Below are 18,104 nucleotides of genomic sequence, written 5' to 3'. Positions count from 1 at the left end.
TCCTGTCGTGGGCGAATTTTCACTAGCTATGGCTAGAAAGAGGCTAGAAAGAGGCTAGAAAGAGGCTAGAAAGCAAAACAATAATGCGCTAAATTAGCGCGCACACTATTTATTAACGCTAAAAACCAGCCGTAAAGGGATAGACGATGGAAAAATGGGGCAGTGACACACCTGAGCGAGAAGAAGTCGATATAGCGGCCATTAATAAAATAAGAATCAAATACATAGAAAAACACGGGTTTAGCATAAATCATGCTAATGATGAACATACCGTTACCATCGGCATGTGCGCCCACGGTTTACCGGATTTATTGATCTCATCCAGAGATTTAGAAACCAATAAAATCATCTTGTCCTGCATCGCAAAGGATTGGCTTAAAAATGGGGTTAACCTACAAACGAGAGATGATTTGTTTGAATATGACGGTGGCAAACCTTTCATATTAAAATTTAATGTGATCTATAACGGTGAGCCTATGTTCAGCCATAACATAGATTTTTATTACACTCATCCGCAATACCAAAAGCTAAAGTCCCCTGAAGTCGTGCAAGTTCTTTGGCAAAATTATCAAGGGTTATACCCAGATGAACTAGGCTATGATAAAGCCTGTTATCAGTACTATTTTACTCCGTGGGTAATCGATATCAGACACTAAACCGGCCCTAGACGTCGACCACTACGTAGCTTCGCTTCGCTTCGCTTTTCTTATTTTTATATTCTTTCAAGAGATAAATGTCTGCCTTATAACAAAGAGTATTTGTAATACATTTATCTTCAATAAAACCAGATTCAGTTATTTGATAGTGTAACAGAATCAAGTTACCCAGCTTAAATACCCCATCAAAGACCAGCCGTTTTACAGCGACTGGCAACGACTTGGTTCACACTCATTCCAACCACAGGCTTGAATTTTTTGAATGCACTCATGTTTGGTAAATAGTGCGCGAGTACATTCCCATTTTACTCTCGTTACAATAACCTTTCTTTTGACAGAATGGGGCTTATCCCAAGCTGTCATGAGTTTTTGTTGCTTATCTGCACAGTTAACCGCCCATTTTATGGGGCTAATTTAAGTGCGCAAAGCCAAAATTTAACTTACAGCCGCAGGCCTTCGCATACTTAACCAAAGTGTTAAAGCTAGGATTCCCTTTACCTTGCTCAAGCCTAGACACATTCGATCCTTTGGTTCCCATTTTTAACGCGACTTCTTCTTGCGTTAACCCTGCGTCTTGCCTCATGCTCAGTAGCGTATTAATCAACTCAAATTCAGCACTTAAATCATCATAAGCCGCTTTCACATCTGATTGTTGTAATGCTCGTTGTTTAAGGTTTGCTAAAGTCATTTTTTAACCTCTCTCATTCTACGTATGGCCAAGTCCAACTCTCTCTTCGGTGTCTTTTGACTTTTTTTCACAAAAGCATGAAGAATATGAACGTGACGACCATCAAGATAGCAAAATAGGCCACGACCTATTCCTTCCTGTGCCTTGGCTCTTATTTCAAATAATCCATCACCCATAGGCTGAGTGTGAGGAGAGCCTAAGTAAGCGCCGTGTGACTCGATTAATTCAAGTAATCGAATGATCCTAGCTTGGATCTTTGGCGGCATGGCTAAAATGCTATCCTCCACACCATCATAAAAATCAATCTTCCACTTCATTTCACGCTCTCTAAACTTATCATATATGATAATAACAGCTAGTCACAAAAAAGTACAACGAACAAGCATGGATCATGCATTGCAAGCAAAAACGATTAAACGACCGACGCAACAATACTGGCATAAACTCACCTCGTATGAGTGGAATGAATATTAGAGAAAAATGCAGTATAAAGTAGCGACCTAAACCCAAGCTGATGAAATGGACGCTTCGAATAAAAGACCCCCAACAGCGATGACAAACTGCGAACACTACGTGGTTTTTGGAAAAGAGAAAAATGAACATTTATAACACCTAAAAAGACATACTGTGACACAGCAAGAAAAATGAAAAAAAAATAACAGTAAAACTTCTTACATATCAATATTGTAACTTTATCTTTTTAGCTTTAATCTATGTATAAATTTATTTTATATATATAGCGCAGTGTGACATACATGGAAAGTGTTAAAGATTACCTTCGTAAAAAAGGGCCTAGCCTAAGCTCTGATATTACCGAATACCTTATCAGTAAACATGGTATTTTACCTGCAACGGCTAGGCAAAGAGTATCAAGGGCAAGCAAAGAAATTCTGAAACTTGAACTATCCTTCCCACGAAATGCCAAATTCCTTTTTTTACGAGAGCAATCAGGCAGTGATAAATACTGGTCGAATTTAGTCAATGCTCTTCTTAAAACTAAATCAGCATATGGCTATGCACTCACTTCGTTAATGGCCCGTGATGGGATAACTCCCCTACATCATTTTGATATAGTTTGTGGCGCACCAATTAAACAAAAAAAGCATTTATCTACCAATACCATCTTACAGCGCCTTCTTCAGGTTAATTTAATAAAAACTATAGATGTACCGAAAATAGGTAATTGCGTTTATATTGGTTTTCACTCAAACCATGTTGAAGATTTATTTCCTCAGCTAAAAGCTCGATTGTTAGCTGAAGACATTCTACTAAGAGGATTCTCATCATGGCTTAAGAGAAATAATTTTATATCTTACAATCAAGTAAAAACCAGAGAACAAGAACCCTTACCAATTGTAAGCACTACAGCTTGGGATCTCTGTGGTCCCTCTTACCTTTCACCATTAATTGCATTCAATCCCGGCGACACAAAACCAAAACCAGGTTTTGTAACTTGTGACGTGTTAATCAAACCTATGGTTAGTAAAAATGACTTACAGCCTTATATACAGAAAGTGAAAGCCCTAAGAGGATTGAAAAATGTAGGAAAAAGCCTTCATTTTTTTATCGCCTATAAATATAGTGAAGAAGCTTTCGCACTTTTAAAAGGAGAAGGGATATCACCTGCGACCATTGATAGCATTTTTGGCAAAGAAGTCAGTAATGGTATTTCTCATATTCTCAATATATTCACTGAAATCATACCAAATTCAGGATTAGACTTAGCATCATTAGATAAAATTTATAACATACTTGGTAAAGTCGAAGGTGCAGCTAGCCGTATTAGAGGTGTTTTTTTTGAATATCTTGCTGCTGAGGTTATAAGAACACTCTTCACTTATCATTCAATTAATATGAACTATATCTGTAAGACTGAAAATGGACAAAAAGAAGCTGATATTGTTTACGTTACCAAGAATAATCAAGTCATATTTGTTGAAGCTAAAGGCTACAATCCTCGTACTTTGATTACTGAAAAAGAAGTAAATTATTGGCTAACAGAACAAGTACCAATATTTTATAAATATTGTCAAAATCACCCTGATTGGAAAAACAAAAAACTTGTTTTCAAATATTGGACTACATCTGATTTTAATGAAGGTGCTTTACTACTGCTTAATAAAATGAAAAATCAAGTTTCACCCAAAAAATATACGCTAGAATATTCAAATGGATCAGATATCCAAAAAATAATCAAAGATACAGACAACAGCCAATTAAACGATATTTATAATACGCATTATATGAAGCATCCTTTCAATAAAATCTAACTTAAAAGCCAAGCCGCATACTAGACTTATGCATCCAAAATAAGGGACTCCACAGCTTCGCTTTTTCTATTTTTTAATATAAAAACTATCATGTTTTACAAGGAGTACTACTTATAAATGTCTGCCTTATAACAAAGAATATTTGTAATACATAAATGAACACATAAGTGGTCAAAGTCGCTTCCGCTCTGAAGAAGTCCTTAGCTGTAGAAATAGCCCTTAGCGACCAAAACAGCATAGACATGATACAGTGGTGAAAATGGCTAATTATTGGCATGTCGTTTTTAGGCTGATTTTGCGAAGATAACGTCTCATTTTAAGACCTTTACCCCCCTTTTTTTTCGAAACCTACAGACGCATTTCGCACTTTCACTATTATGTTAAAAAGGCGGTTTTTGAGGGCAATTATGTTACAAGTAGATCCATATAGACAAAACAACATTAGACCGATAGCATTAATTTTTTCTATCTAAATGTAGCTGTCATAACAAGGATAATTCAATGCGAAGGATATTAGCAACTGATTTTGGGATTTGGCCTTCAATTAGGGATGTTGAGAGTATTTCAAACATAATGATTCACTCTAAAGATAGTTGGTCATCACTAGCTAATTATATTTTACTTTATGATCAATTGGTCATACCTACTGGCAATTTTCAAATTTTATCAGTACTAAAAATAATGCTTGGAGAGGACATACTTTATGAGCTAATAAATAATAATGTTATTGTATTAGCTAGATATGATAAATGGTTTTCCTATAGCGGATCAAATATTGCCTCTGGTCAAGGATCTGGTTTAAGATTTTATCAATATGCACCCAATACTGACACATTATTATCAGGGTACTTTAAATCACTTGATGAAGCTTTAAATATTGGTGTTTCATATTCAAATTTAAAGAATCATAAAGGTTTGTCGAATGCCATATTGGATAAAGCTATCCCTGTCACTAAAAACCTAAAAATGATAGATTTTAGGGAAGAAACTTATAGAGATATTTTGGATAGCCCTTATTTTAAGGATTTCTTATCGATAAGAAATAGAGGCGTGAGTTTAAATAAATTAAACGGCATAAAGAAAAATTCAATAAAAATTTATAACCCGCATACTTCTAATGACGATAGTAAAAGTGCAGAGATTTGGTCAGTTTTAAGAGCTGCATTTGAAAATTTCCTATTAACAATTGCCATTGATAGTGAAGTAAATGAAATTCGAGGCGATAACTATACTTTGGCTTCTTTTAATGCAAAAGGACAACGCCTTGGGGCCAGTATCGAAGGAGAAAAAGCATTTATACAAATTCAAGAAATTAGTGGTGTACCTAATATCGGACATGCTTTTGCAACAAAAAACTTTTCTGCCACACAATTATTAGATCTAAGAGAGTCAAAGCATAGTCAAAACTTCCGTAATTGGTTTTCTTCTAATAATACCGAAAATTCAAGTGAAATAGTTCAACAGTATGTTGCTAATATAAATAAACCTAGCTTAATAAATAAACTACCCATAAAACTTTTACGTTTTGCAACCACTCTAGGAATTAGTAGCTTAGAACCTATTTCAGGAGCTATTACATCATCTATTGATAGTTTTATACTAGATAAAATATCATCTAAAAATGCTCCTAAATTATTTTTAGAACAAGCAAAAACTATGCAATTAAAAAGTAAAGAAAAAAAAGTAGAGGCTTATAAACCCAAGAATAGTGGGCGGGATCGAAATCGATTGTGTTCTTGTGGTAGTGAAAAAAAATTTAAAAAATGCTGTGGAGCTTAAAGATTATCACTGGCTTGTTTAACACTTGGGTAAGCTCACGGCTGACGCGGCCTATCCTTATTTTTTATATATCTTCACTCCGGTACTGACCAACCATAAAAATTGAGGTTAATTGAATCTCTTGCAGCTGCCGCAAGGAGCAATGCTTCTAGCTCTCTAAACAAATTTTCAGATTTGTTTGTTTTGTTACGCCTTTTAATCAATTCAGCGTAATCAAAAATATCATTTGGAAGGTATTTGGTCAGTCCCATACTAGGAATATCGGAAAATCCGTCATCTTCAGGAAATACTATCACTCCATTTTCGATCTCAAAAATTGAGTTTCCTTCTTTATTTGTGACCATAACAAAAGGAACTATTTGCCAAAACTCTAACCCCAAGCGAACAGCTTCCCCAACATCTTCCAATGGTTGACCATAATGATATTTTCTATCTGGGTTTTTGAAATATAGCCGATACATAAAGTTTCCTATTGATATATAACAGCTTATTCAATAGCAGCAAGATAATCTTCCAGACTGCTTAATTTTATGAAGTTAAGATACACTCCCAGCTCATTACTGTAAAATCAGTAATCATTAATATACAGTTGAAAATATTGTTATTTTTTAATCTAGAAAATGAGGTTTAGCTGAGTGACAGAATCATATTAAGTACGGTCAATATTATGGAAAATTGGGGGAATGGAGAAGAAAATAGGCTTGAAAAAATACATTTCTAGATATGTTACAATTGATGCTCACTTGTAAATGAGGCAACCACATGGAACCACAGTACAACCAATACCCCAAAGGAAGCGTTAATTATAACAATCTAACCTCTAAAATTGAAAAACTTTTAGCCAGCGCTAGTGATGATATAAGTAAGCAAAATAGGTTTCAAAAAGCGCTAGCTGGAATTGGACGTGATTACTATAAAGTTCAGGAAATAGCATATAGTAATTATACTCAATACCCTTTAACTTATAAAAGGTTTGAAGCCAATGAACCAATGAGTATTGCTTTTAATATAGAAGCATTCAAAGAGGTTAAAAATAAGTTTTCGGATATTTCTAATATGCTTGACAGGAGAGATCTAAATGAACTTATTTCTTTTATTCAAGATATTAGAGGGATAATCTAATAAGCTTCAATTTTTAATCCCTACCAGTGATAAGGCACGTTATCGCTGGTAGAGTGATCACAGCTGCCCTTCGAACCCATAACAACCAAAACAATAAATGAATACATTTAAAGCAAAAGCGATACCAAACTGCGAACACTCCGTAGCTTCGACTTTCTTATTTTTCAGTAATTAACGACTAAAAATGTATTACATTTGTAATACATTTATTGTTATCGTCAACTTCTCGATGTACACAGTCATTATTAAGGTAAGCGGGGTTTATATGGGAAAGTCAGCGTCGAATACAACCTAATGGACGATTGGATGCTTTTATTTCTTTTTCTAATTTCTGTATTTGCAAATCCAGCAATCTATCTTGTTTAGGCTGAATTTTAGTATGCCAGTAGCCAAAACCATAAGCAGTAAAACCAACACCAAGAGTAAGAAAGAAAAAAGCATAAATACCGAGTTCAACATCTTCATCGCTTTTATCCATTTTAGCTCTCTCCTCAAACACTAATAACTCATGCGCTTCATCTTTGTTTAAAGTTTTTTTGGCCTTGAGAATTTCCATTGGTATATAGCGATCAAATGCCATGGAGTTGTAATGAATATGCCGTGTGAAAAACATTATTGCTGTTGTAAGTAATATCAATAACCCTAAAAGGGCATAGAACTTATATATATTATCTGTTGGTAATGGGATCCTTGACTGCACCTAAATATCCTTCTCGTTGTGTAAATCATTCAATTTCGTTCCTAGATTGCCCCCTTTATCGGCGGAATATGGTGTTTACTTTAGATAACCCCCAAGCTCATTCCAATACAAGGAACATTGAAATATGACATAAAAGCCGCATGCTAGACTTATGCATCCAAAATAAGGGGCTTCATAGCTTCGCTTTTCTTATTTTAATAAGCCTTCAAGAGATAAATGTATTACATTTACGCTTTTTATAAGATAGACATTCATCTCTTGATATCTTTTATTTTTCTGGTGTTTAAACCCCCTTTTACATACCACCAATACGACCCAAACATAACCATTCACCAACCACCGACACACCCGTGCTGCGCCCAAGGATGCTTTTAAAAAGGGGCGCAGCGTTGGCGGGTGGGGGATAAACTCACTCTCGAAAAACAGCGAGGCAGGCTTCTCTCTTTTATAAATCATCCAGCGAAACGTAACTTATTCTTGGCACTTGATTGTGCTTGTTGCTCATTGCACTCTTTACTATCCATTCTGCAATCTGCACTCATCAGGCTTGGCCATACCGACCGTGGGCGGGGAAAAAGTGGCCGAGGGGTTAACAGCAAAACCTGGCACGTTTTTACGCTAAGCAATAGGCATTGGGTTTGGCATAAAGACGGCTGATTGATGAACGGCTGAGCAGTAAAGCCGCTGCCTTACCGCGCTTTTATTAAGGGCTTTTACCAGCGGCTATTCTGCACGGCCGTGAGTCATGGAGGAAAACAATTAAAACGCGTGGCCTTTATGCCTGTTGTTGCGTTTAATTTGTTTTATGGTGAAGCCGTATTAGGGATTGCTTAGCGTAAAAAAAGGGCAAAAAAAACACCGATGTCATGCCTTGCCCTTGAGCCCACAAACCCGAGGGTGGGGGCGGTAGTGGCGCAGCTTTACCCCATAACCCAAGATTAAACCCATACTTTATAATAAACAGCCAATGAGCGAGAATAACCACCATTTTAACCGCACACAATGAGCACGAAAAATAGGGTTTAATCCGCACTATAATGACCGAAATAAATATGATTTACCGTTTATTTCGGTCACATATGCTTTTGCTTGGCTTTTATGGTTAGCTTTATGCTTATTTTTAAGGTGATACGGGACTCAAATGCCAAAGCAGCCAAGCCGCCGTTGCGAGCCGCGCGGGAGCAGCCCCACAAGGCTTTGGGTGTGGCGAGGCTGCTTTGATGGCTTTATTTTTTAAACCCTGTGCCGATCACTTTGTGGGTGGAAAACATTATAAACGGCCTTTGCAAGCGACTTAAACGGCACTGGGGGTGGCAGAATGATGCTTGAGGGTCAGTCGCTTGCAAAGGCCGTAAAAAAGACAGTGGGCGGGTAGAGGTGATCGGCACAGGGTTTAAACACAGATATCAAAATCAGTCTGGGTGTGGGGCTGCGGGTTTTTGATCTTTAAGTTTTTATGTATTGGGCCAGTTGAACTATAAAAGGCATCAATGGAGTCATAATAGTCATATGTGCAGCTATGAAATTAGTAAATTCTTTATACACATTAGAAAATCCTGATGTACCTATTGTATTTTCAATATTACTCATATGTTGATTAAGTTGATTTTCATTCTCTTTGTCGAGGTTTAAATCAGCTGCTTCATTTTTTAGTTTTTCTAATAATATCAACGCTTCATTAGAAACAATTCTATTATAAGAAGCAGTCGTATTTGTAACATCACCAATAGCATCAATAAGCTTTACTTCTTCGTATCCTTCTATGTCATTGCCTGTCATTATAGCATTCGATACTTTTCCCTTAGACTTTATCAGGGTTACTTCAGTTTTTTTCTCAGACATTTTTTATTTCCTTATTTTTATATTATTCCCGCTCAATTTTAGGTCTTCTAGGAGACCTGTTGAATCAATTAATGTCGCATTATCGAACCCTTGCATAGAGTTGCCTTCTACATTTAAACCAACAACATAACCTTCTGTTTCAACAAGGCTAGCATTACCAAAACCGGACATACTAGTACCAATCACACTACAATTTATGCTATTACTAAATTTTATCAAAGAAAATTTTCTTTCCTGCCTTTTTTTTAATTCACTTTTATCGGTATTAATCCAAAAAAACGGGTCTGGATTATTATCATATAACTCATGAATATTTGATAACGATCCAGCTGGTATTTTCCTCCCATGAATAGAACATTTATAAAAATAAAGTTTTATAAAAAAAGTTACTCGATTTGATTTGAACATATAACCATACTTTTTAAATGTATATAATTCATGATAATGAAGTTCATAACTTATAAAATCAACATTTTTTATAATCCTAACTTTTTAGGTAAACATAAACATTTTTAACATAACACCCGTTGTATATATCAGCCCTAACACCCACGAAAAATAGGCCATAAGCTATCTTAACGAACCTTGTCCCTACTGTTTTTTCGTCGTGTGTTCGCACACTATCGAACTTCATCGCTTGAACTCATGTCCTTAGCTTATGCCTACGAATATCATCATTGACTGTTGTTAGCGGGTGTTCGATCAATATAGCAATGGAGCATTGCTTTAGAAGTTTAAAAAAAGAATGGATACCAACAACGGGGTATTGTCGTTTTTCAGAGGCGCAGCAAAAAATTATTCAATACATCATTAAATGTTGTTGTCAGCCTCGCTCTCATAATATAACGGTGGGCTGACATCAAATGAATCAGAACGGTTATTCTGGTTAAACTCTAAGAACGTGGCCAACTTTAGTGGGCCACTATAAATGAAGACTCTAGCGTCAACGAAGCACGGTTCTTTAGACTGGCAAACTTAAAGAGGTTCTTCACGCGAGAGTGTTTTATGTTTCGTTGATACATAAACACACTCGAATGTTGTTTAGTTATATAAGTACACTACACTATGTAAACTTACACTTCAAACTATGCAAACTTATTTATCACTATGCAGACTTATGGGTAATTTATGCAGACTTATGCTTTAAACAACAACAGATGTTGTTTCAACCATAAGCTGACATATTGTAAATCAAAGATCAGTACCTTAGGAATAAATTAACACCAAAAGCGTGCATAAAATATCAGCATAAACGTGCATAAAATCGCTTCTTAACCTGACAAACTACAAAGCTCTTTGATTGATGTAATAGTGGCATTTAGCTAGATTGAAAAGGTAGCCTTATTTTCTGCCTCCAGAGTGAACATTGTAACACCATGGTTTTGTGGCCACTCTGAAGGTTCCGCACATACATTTAATAAATTGCCTGCTTAATAAACATTTGGTCTATAGAGTTCAACTGAACAAGGTATTTTAAGTTCATTCGTAAATAGCGAATCAAAGTATCTATATCCGTTTCACTTAGTTCTGTAGTAACAAGCTTTTCTAATGTTTCTATTGGTATTCCCATTTCCTCTAACGCGGAAAATGAAGCAGGTAAGTGGCTGTCTTCGAATATATGTAGAAGCCACCCCAAATTCGCACTGGGTTCTCTATCAAGTAATGTATATTCATAATTCAACAATTCTTGCAGTAAACATAGTGCTCTTGAAACAGCATGCTTAAAAATATTGCGCACTATACTAAGCTCTCGATCTGTTGCATCTGAACGGTCGGTAGCACTTCTGTTTGCTTTATAGATATAATTTATCTGCTCTCTGATATATGCCGTATGGTTATCTGCGTATATATATTCACGCAATTTATTATAAAGCTCGTCACTGTCCTCATAATTAAGTTTTTGTCTACTTAACACTCGATTTTCTACAGTTTTGATAAAGGCTGTCAGTAGCTCTAGTTGGTACTTCTTAGGTTTAGCTACTGTCGCAATTTGATCCATATCGCTAATCGATAACTCCGTAATCAGTTTGTAAGCTTCCTCCAAAGTTTCAACGTCATAAGATGAATTTTTTCGAATAATTTCCATTGGTATATCTGATTTTTTTGTAAATTGAATCAGGCTGTGGTCACTTTGTTCTGATAAATGTTCTGGTTGTATCCCAGCTAAAAGATTAATAGGTGAGTCTTCATCCTGTAGCCCTAAAGGAAGAGCTACAATTTGTGATTCTTGTTCAGGTAATTGCTCCAGACAAAAAACGTTTCCAACTAAATATTGCCCCATCCTACCAGCTCGACCCGAAATATTTTTATGAGTAAAGCTATCAATTCGGGGATTACCATTACGGTTGTCATAGATAACGATATTTTCTGCAGAAGTGTTAACCCCCTCAATCATTGTTGAAGTACAAATTAAGTATTGAATTTGTCTTCTATTAAAAAGCTCAACGTTTTTCTGCTGGATTGCACGAGGTAATGCTCCGTGGTGAATACCTATACCGCTTGCCAAAGCGTGTGTACATCCCCAATCAGCACCATAATTTTTCTTTAGCCATTTATAGTATTTCTTTAATGGATGCTCTTCAAAATCAGTAAATTTTTCCGTCTGTAAGTTCGCTTTTGATGTTAGAAAGCGAATGACATTTGAAATGGAATTTGAAGATTTACAATAGATAATTGTTTGACCCTTATGAGACTCAATAATCTCCGCTAGTTGTTCATTCTTCTCTTCTGTATTATTTGGCGCAATATTGTATTTGTGGATATTTAATGCGACAGTTTTAAAATCAGATGGAATGAATATAAATTCACGTGTTAATGCACTCATCCCTTGAACTGCGTCTATATAAGGTCCAATCATGTAAAACTGCTTAGATACTGTAAGCAATTTGCTTAGAGCTATATTCAAAGCAAAAGCTCTTGGCCTGGACTGGGCATCTTTGGTATCGGCAAGCTTATAAAACTCATCAATAATGAATAAATCAATATTTCTTAAGTCTTCTCTCTCATTCACGCGCTCTTGTGTAAAAACATAAATTACTTTGTCTTTTCGTCTTGATTGGGAGCCATGATGAATAATTTGGTACGAATTACCAAAACGTGTTTGAATTCGTCTTCTAGTTTCGTCTATGAGAGCTATTGTTGGAACAACAATGACGATGTTGTTGAACTTATTCTCCGCTAATAAAGCATCAACGATAGCACTTTTCCCCATACTGGTAGGAGCACTCAAAATAACGTTTTTCCCAGACAAGAGTAAGTTAAAAACTCTGGCTTGCATTGAGTGAAAGATGAAATTGTCATCAAAGTTACTCTTATAAATATCTAGTACAAATTCTTTTTCAGGCGAAAGGTCAGTGAAGTACTTTTTTAAATAAGGGTAAAGACCTGCAGTACGCAGGAGATTTTGAAGCAGTAAACTTTGATTTTTAAAAAGCGGTAATGCTTCTAATGCTCGAATAACAAACTCTTGACCTATTGGCAATAAATCCGGTGAAGATAAGCACTCGCTAGCTTTTTTCAAATACGAGAATGCACTTAACGTTTCATTCCGAACACTCTCTAGACATTGTTGAGGGTCTAAGCTATTTTCCATTTTGATTCCACCTGAGTTTGTATTTCACTAATGAGAGAGCTTAGTGATGGAATAGGATATAAGTATGCTTCAACATGAAGGTCTTCATAAAACTCATCTGCAGAAATCATATTATTTACCAGTGACTTAAATTGAATTATAACTTCTGATTTTAGATGATTTTCATAATCGACAGCCATATCTTTAACATGACATTGAAGGTGATCTGACTCATAGCCAATAAAAAACACAAACCTAAATCTATCTAGGTTTGCATCTAGGGAGCTGTTTGCCTTAAGGATGTCATTAATATCATGGTCTAATAGATAATTGTCTTTTTTTGCGAGCAGCACTTTTTCTTTTTGGGTAGAAAAGGCTTCAGATTCTAGGAGGACATTAAATTCGGAAACAATATTTGCAAGTGATGAGATATCAATTTTATTTATTAGTCGACTAAACCCCATAAGTAAAATATCAGGCTGATGCGCATTTAGAATTATATGAATATTATCAAAGCAAGTGTCGTTACTACCATCTATGTGAAGATTTGCTGCAATTGGTTGAGTTTTATAAGTAGTTCTGACGGTTGAGTGTAATAATGCTTTAGCTACTAGGTTGTTGATGAAACTAGCCTCTTGTGTATACCGTTGAGTCAATAACCTAAATTTATCTGTAATTTTGTCAGGGGCATGATCTGCAATTTCATTGGGCAACAATAAGACTTCATGAAACCATTTGTATAAATTACGAGCTATTAAATCATAGCCATACTTCCTCCGATAATACTCCCCTTTAAGCCCAGTACATTCTTTTCTTCCATTGAATCCATTTTCTTCATAGAGATGATTATCCTGAAAAAATGCCGAAAGAACGACTTCGAGCCGTGTGCTATCTGTGGTGTATATTTTTACGTGTTCACCGCTTAGATGTGCATAATGCTCAATTTCAGCTTCAAACCATGAAATAAAATCTTCTCGAAGATAAGATTTATCGTCAATTGACTTAATAACTCGTGATGCTGAACCTTTTTTAAACAGGTTATTAAGCAAAGAACATAGAATTCTTTCGGAATCACCATTTTCAATGAGATAGATAGCTTTTCTCTGCGCAGCCTGTCGTATTAACTTCGTGCAGCGTGACTCGAGCACCTCTTGCAATGGAATGACTTCCCACTCGGCATGGTCAAGCCAATATTCAATACCATTTCCATTCGGTGATATGAAAGGTACCGATTTATTTGGTCGGTTACGCTCTATACAACCACTTAACCTTCTCAACAAACTAGCCTTAAGCTCAGTTTTTTCATTGCGTATGTTTAGAGATGTTTTCAAATATTTAAGTGAATCAGTAACATCTCTTGGTGTGACTATGCGGAAATAACCTGGAAGTTTACCTTTATCACAGAGAATTGATTTATGTAAGATGGAATCTTCTTTGCTGATGGTCTGATGTTTTTTTTGCCGTCCTATAGGGGGGACGCTTTTTGTTTCAGCGTCAGCAAATTCTGAAACATTCCATTTACTATCCTTATCTGTAGTTTTGACCTGTATGTATTCCACCTTATCGGCGTATATAGCATCAACGTCATCAACTACTTCACAGCGTACCGATAGTAGATTTTTGTCTTCTAACATACGTAGCACATAATAAGCAGTTACAAAATTTTGGTAAACAAACCCTTTGAGAGCTGCAGGGCCTCCACTATCTGATAATTCCATTTCAGATGTACTCATTGATTTTCCAATTACACTCTTTTGATTCAATATCAATCAGTGTACATCGTTAACGCAAGAGAAAACCAGTTGCATTAGAAAAAGATAGGACATATATAGTCACCTCTGGTTTAGCAAGGCCAACGTCCTATTTTGTTCAAATTAAATTTGCGAAATCGATAAATCACCTTTCACAACGGAGAAGCTGCCGTTAATGGTTTGTGGTCTTGCTACATATCCAGTGAAAATGGAGTCTGATTAAGGTTGAGCCATATTTAGAATTTGATTAGTTTTGTATGCTTCAACACAATTGTTGTTAAGTGGATAACATTAGATATAAACTCATAGTGGAGCATAAATTATTTATCTACCTTATGTTTTCCAACAAAAAACGCCCTCCCATGCAAAGTCACCAGCCAGACTAATCCGGCTTCCAAACACGGCTACTCAATTTAATCGAAAAGGAATAAGGTGCGCCAGTATAATCACAACCAAAGCTGATATAATATTTTGAATTCAAATATGAAAAAATATGCGCATGTGGCCACCATCTGGTCATGACTAACTCCTCTGGGTCATAACCAATATTCAACAACATTTGATCAGAGTCAAACGGCGTATCCCAATCACAGGGGCCCGTATTCAATAACTCCATTTGAATAAAGGTGATTTTATCGCCATCGGCGGCTTCAAACAAAATTCTTTTATCTCCTTCAGCCACAATAACATTCCCAGCTTGATTCGGTACTGTATTAAAAATTCTCGCAACATCAACGCCATCCATATCAAGGTAACGTTCCAGCTGAGTTATTTTTTCAGCAAAGCTCTCAGGTTTCAATGGTTCAAGCTGAGGCTTTAGTTGTTTCGCATGTTCAGGACAAGGGATATCAGAAAAACTCATCTTTCCTTGGTATTCACACTGATAATAAGCATTAACAGAGAAAATATTCCCCATCAACACCAACACCAACAATAAGAATAATCGCATCATTCCATTGACTCAATCTCAGATAATTACATCACATTATAGACAATGAGATTAATCACAAATGATGTGGTATTAACTCATCAACCACCCACTTAAGTGATTAATAAAAACTTATAATGATCAAATTTAACCTTTTAGGCAGCATAAACGCATACACGATAAGGCAATCAACATATTGTTCAAGATCAAAAGATTCCCTACTATATACTCTGTCACATTATCTTTTAAAACAACAAGGTAAAATCAAGTGAGCAACAAGGAAAGGGATGCTACTATACAATTTAGTATCTTATGGATGAACGTTCACAAATAAGGGTAAGTTGTGTTGCAGAACAAGAAAATCCTCATGGTAACCAGTAGCTACGATAAAACCTGTTCTTATATTATAAAAAAATTCAGTCAACTTACATTTTTCCGCTTAGATCTAGATAAGTTCTCTGATTATCACATCACTTTTTCAGTCGATGGATTCAAAATAGAAGATGCTAACCACTACATTGATTCTGGCTCATGTGTATCTATTTACCTTCGAAAGCCTTCAATGGAAAAGCTCGATGATATCTTCGAGACTCACTATCACTCCTATATTCATAAGGAGACATATGCCTTTGTAGAAGGCATTATAGAAAGCTTTAATGGAATCGTGCTCACAAAGCCTTCTGTGATGCGCAGAGCCAACAATAAAGTGTTTCAAGCGTCCCTCGCTGCTAAAGTAGGATTCCATTTACCAGAATTTGCTATTACAAACAATGTCGACTTGCTAAAGCATTTTACTGAAAATGCAGGCATCATCAAACCTATTGCTATTGGTGAAATAACAAGTGGCTCTAGTAAAGAGTTTGTACAAACAAACCTGATAGACCCCACTTTCGAGGCCAACAATTTTGAATACTCACCAGTTTACCTACAACACTTCATCGAGAAAGAGTATGAAGTTCGAATCACCGTTATCGATGGGAATTTTTTCCCCGTAAAGATCAATTCTGAGAACAACATTGACTGGAGAAAGCCTAACAATAAAGTGTCTTATGAAGTTTACTCAATTCCATCAACAATAAGAAATAACTGCCTTAATTTCATGGATCTTTGCAACATGAAGTTTGGATGTTTTGATTTTGTTGTGAAGGATAGTACCTGGTATTTCCTTGAAATGAACGCTAACGGGCAGTGGGCATGGTTAGAATTTGAAACAGAATTCAATATCTCTGGTGCTATTATTCGCTACTTGACGAAAGATATAGCACAGAAGGAACAGTAATGGAGCATCGAAACCACTCTATTGGGTATAAACTGGGGACACTTTTTTGCTGGATACTTAACCTTTCTCCTATTTTCCATATTTCACGAGATAAAGAGTTTGATTCTATTACTCAGCTTACGGAACTTAGAATCTCTATATTTTCGTTTCCTTGGGGTGATAAACACTTATATTTTATATCATTAAGCAAAGAAAAGGGCTTTGAGCTATTTTCAGTTATTAGAACCTCTGATTTACAGTCGTCACGTAACCAGCAGGAGCTAAATGAATGCAAAATTAAATTCCTTGAACTAAACGATGGACCTAATGGATTTGAAAGCCAATTAAGAATAGAGTTTTTAAAACACAAACACGCTTGTTCTCAAAACAGCATCAATACTCTTAACAACAAGGTAAATAGTTATATAGCAATCGCTTTAGTATATGCTGGTTTATGTGCATTTTTATTTAAATCAATAATTAATTTACCAGTTTCAACAATCAGTATTGTAATGTGGGCAGCTTTTGCTCTTTCCGTAATCTTCCTTGTTAACGTTTTAGTTCTATTACGTCGGTATTTACAAGTAAAAGCAGTAGTAAAAAGCATGTTTAGTTCTTTCAAGGAATCCCCTGATTGGAAGAAGTTAGCAGAAGGTATATATATTGACTGGTTAACATCACAAGAAGAGCAAGTAGTAGCAGCAACGCTGGTTAAAAATATTGAAAAATACTTTATTAGAAGTGCTGTTTTAAGCGCATTACTACTTCTTTCCACTGTTTTACAACCTTACAACTGGCTGGAAAACAAACAATCAAGCAGTGGCGATAAAACGAGTACTGAATTCGTTTTACTTGATAGCGAAGGAAACTTTTCTCCTCAGGAGCTATTAAGGCTATCAAAAGCCATTTCACCTGATAAAAAAATAACTTTTATTTACTCATCATCAAATGCTGTAGGTAAAGCAACTAAAGATTTCACTATTACAGCACTTAAGCTTACAGAACAAAACTCGACAATAGAGTTAAGTGACCATTTTTTTGATACTAATGTGCTTATTGCAAATATGGAAGAGCAAAAATGAAACCTTACATCATGAACTATAGTCAGAAAGTAAAACTTGTCACACCTTATACTTCCTGTAAAGGAACAGATACAACAACTCAGACATTTACAATTGAAAACCAAGATGAAGACGCTGTTAGCTTGGACTGGACTATACAAACAAATACCACAGAACCAACAGATAATGATAGTGTCTATTTTTTAGATCAGACTACAATAACAAAAACCTTGGAAACAACCGATCAAGATCAACTTCAATTAGACACGACATATGAAACACGGATGCTCGAAACAAGTGACAATGATGAGATATATCTCACCACCACACTTATGACTGAGTCGTTTGAAGAGCTTGATCACAATGAATCTAAATTATACTGACTCACCAACCCTGTTTTCTCAATATTGTTTTTATTTTCAGCTACCTATGCGGCAGGCCACATGTGTAAAGACGGTAATAGCCCATTTCAAGTATT

At 35.8% G+C, this 18,104-nt stretch carries 16 protein-coding genes and 1 pseudogene; 8 read left to right on the top strand and 9 right to left on the bottom strand.

What is annotated here, in order from left to right; translation table 11 throughout:
- Positions 1-146: 146 nt before the first annotated feature.
- Complete coding sequence (locus tag Q0976_RS00885) at positions 147-656, top strand: hypothetical protein (RefSeq protein ID WP_299489896.1); 510 nt, start codon at positions 147-149, stop codon at positions 654-656.
- Positions 657-1,065: 409 nt separating this feature from the next.
- On the opposite strand, the gene Q0976_RS00880 is transcribed toward Q0976_RS00885, so the two are convergent.
- Together Q0976_RS00880 and Q0976_RS00875 are read right to left on the bottom strand one after the other, a co-directional pair.
- A complete protein-coding gene (locus Q0976_RS00880) occupies positions 1,066-1,344 on the bottom strand; it encodes a helix-turn-helix transcriptional regulator (RefSeq protein WP_299489894.1) in 279 nt (92 codons plus the stop codon).
- Positions 1,341-1,661 (bottom strand): type II toxin-antitoxin system RelE/ParE family toxin, encoded by a 321-nt coding sequence (locus Q0976_RS00875; protein WP_299489891.1) that lies wholly within the window; start codon positions 1,659-1,661, stop codon positions 1,341-1,343. Before Q0976_RS00875 ends, Q0976_RS00880 begins: the two co-directional genes overlap by 4 nt.
- A 438-nt stretch (positions 1,662-2,099) precedes the next feature.
- On the opposite strand from Q0976_RS00875, the gene Q0976_RS00870 reads away from it, so the two are divergent.
- Together Q0976_RS00870 and Q0976_RS00865 are read left to right on the top strand one after the other, a co-directional pair.
- Entirely contained in the window at positions 2,100-3,614 is a 1,515-nt protein-coding gene (locus Q0976_RS00870; RefSeq protein ID WP_299489889.1) for a hypothetical protein, read from the top strand.
- Positions 3,615-4,115: 501 nt separating this feature from the next.
- Positions 4,116-5,393 (top strand): SEC-C metal-binding domain-containing protein, encoded by a 1,278-nt coding sequence (locus Q0976_RS00865; RefSeq protein ID WP_299489887.1) that lies wholly within the window; start codon positions 4,116-4,118, stop codon positions 5,391-5,393.
- A 74-nt stretch (positions 5,394-5,467) separates the two neighbouring features.
- Here Q0976_RS00865 and Q0976_RS00860 read toward each other — a convergent pair whose 3' ends face one another.
- Positions 5,468-5,854 carry a hypothetical protein gene (locus tag Q0976_RS00860; protein WP_299489885.1) on the bottom strand — a complete coding sequence of 129 codons (387 nt, stop codon included), beginning with the start codon at positions 5,852-5,854 and terminating at the stop codon, positions 5,468-5,470.
- 301 nt (positions 5,855-6,155) lie between these two features.
- Between Q0976_RS00860 and Q0976_RS00855 the strand changes: the two genes are divergently transcribed.
- Positions 6,156-6,515 carry a hypothetical protein gene (locus Q0976_RS00855; RefSeq protein ID WP_299489883.1) on the top strand — a complete coding sequence of 120 codons (360 nt, stop codon included), beginning with the start codon at positions 6,156-6,158 and terminating at the stop codon, positions 6,513-6,515.
- A gap of 274 nt (positions 6,516-6,789) precedes the next feature.
- Here Q0976_RS00855 and Q0976_RS00850 read toward each other — a convergent pair whose 3' ends face one another.
- The 3 genes from Q0976_RS00850 to Q0976_RS00840 all read right to left on the bottom strand — a co-directional run bounded on the left by Q0976_RS00850 (position 6,790) and on the right by Q0976_RS00840 (position 9,465).
- A complete protein-coding gene (locus Q0976_RS00850) occupies positions 6,790-7,215 on the bottom strand; it encodes a hypothetical protein (RefSeq protein WP_299489881.1) in 426 nt (141 codons plus the stop codon).
- Positions 7,216-8,661: 1,446 nt separating this feature from the next.
- Positions 8,662-9,057 (bottom strand): hypothetical protein, encoded by a 396-nt coding sequence (locus Q0976_RS00845; protein ID WP_299489878.1) that lies wholly within the window; start codon positions 9,055-9,057, stop codon positions 8,662-8,664.
- A 3-nt stretch (positions 9,058-9,060) separates the two neighbouring features.
- Complete coding sequence (locus tag Q0976_RS00840; protein WP_299489875.1) at positions 9,061-9,465, bottom strand: hypothetical protein; 405 nt, start codon at positions 9,463-9,465, stop codon at positions 9,061-9,063.
- Positions 9,466-9,770: 305 nt separating this feature from the next.
- Here Q0976_RS00840 and Q0976_RS00835 point away from each other — a divergent pair.
- Positions 9,771-9,985 (top strand): annotated as a pseudogene (locus Q0976_RS00835) (IS3 family transposase); the annotation flags it as partial.
- 486 nt (positions 9,986-10,471) lie between these two features.
- Here Q0976_RS00835 and Q0976_RS00830 read toward each other — a convergent pair.
- The 3 genes from Q0976_RS00830 to Q0976_RS00820 all read right to left on the bottom strand — a co-directional run bounded on the left by Q0976_RS00830 (position 10,472) and on the right by Q0976_RS00820 (position 15,331).
- Complete coding sequence (locus Q0976_RS00830; RefSeq protein WP_299489873.1) at positions 10,472-12,649, bottom strand: DEAD/DEAH box helicase; 2,178 nt, start codon at positions 12,647-12,649, stop codon at positions 10,472-10,474.
- The gene (locus Q0976_RS00825; protein WP_299489871.1) at positions 12,634-14,361 is read right to left on the bottom strand and encodes a dsDNA nuclease domain-containing protein; all 1,728 of its coding nucleotides are present in this window, start codon (positions 14,359-14,361) and stop codon (positions 12,634-12,636) included. The genes Q0976_RS00830 and Q0976_RS00825 overlap by 16 nt, the downstream gene beginning before the upstream one ends.
- Before the next feature lie 400 nt (positions 14,362-14,761).
- Positions 14,762-15,331 (bottom strand): hypothetical protein, encoded by a 570-nt coding sequence (locus Q0976_RS00820; protein WP_299489869.1) that lies wholly within the window; start codon positions 15,329-15,331, stop codon positions 14,762-14,764.
- Between the two features lie 343 nt (positions 15,332-15,674).
- Here Q0976_RS00820 and Q0976_RS00815 point away from each other — a divergent pair, with 343 nt between their 5' ends.
- The 3 genes from Q0976_RS00815 to Q0976_RS00805 are packed head-to-tail and all read left to right on the top strand — an operon-like array spanning position 15,675 to position 18,009.
- Positions 15,675-16,586 (top strand): hypothetical protein, encoded by a 912-nt coding sequence (locus Q0976_RS00815; RefSeq protein WP_299489867.1) that lies wholly within the window; start codon positions 15,675-15,677, stop codon positions 16,584-16,586.
- Positions 16,586-17,647 (top strand): hypothetical protein, encoded by a 1,062-nt coding sequence (locus tag Q0976_RS00810; protein WP_299489865.1) that lies wholly within the window; start codon positions 16,586-16,588, stop codon positions 17,645-17,647. The genes Q0976_RS00815 and Q0976_RS00810 overlap by 1 nt, the downstream gene beginning before the upstream one ends.
- On the top strand, positions 17,644-18,009 hold the full coding sequence (locus Q0976_RS00805) for a hypothetical protein (protein ID WP_299489863.1): 366 nt from the start codon (positions 17,644-17,646) through the stop codon (positions 18,007-18,009). Before Q0976_RS00810 ends, Q0976_RS00805 begins: the two co-directional genes overlap by 4 nt.
- Positions 18,010-18,104 lie beyond the last annotated feature (95 nt).

The organism is uncultured Shewanella sp. (assembly GCF_947501665.1).
Taxonomy (GTDB): domain Bacteria; phylum Pseudomonadota; class Gammaproteobacteria; order Enterobacterales; family Shewanellaceae; genus Shewanella.
The sequence above is the reverse complement of the archived record's forward strand: the minus strand, read 5'-3'. Positions and strand labels throughout refer to the sequence as shown.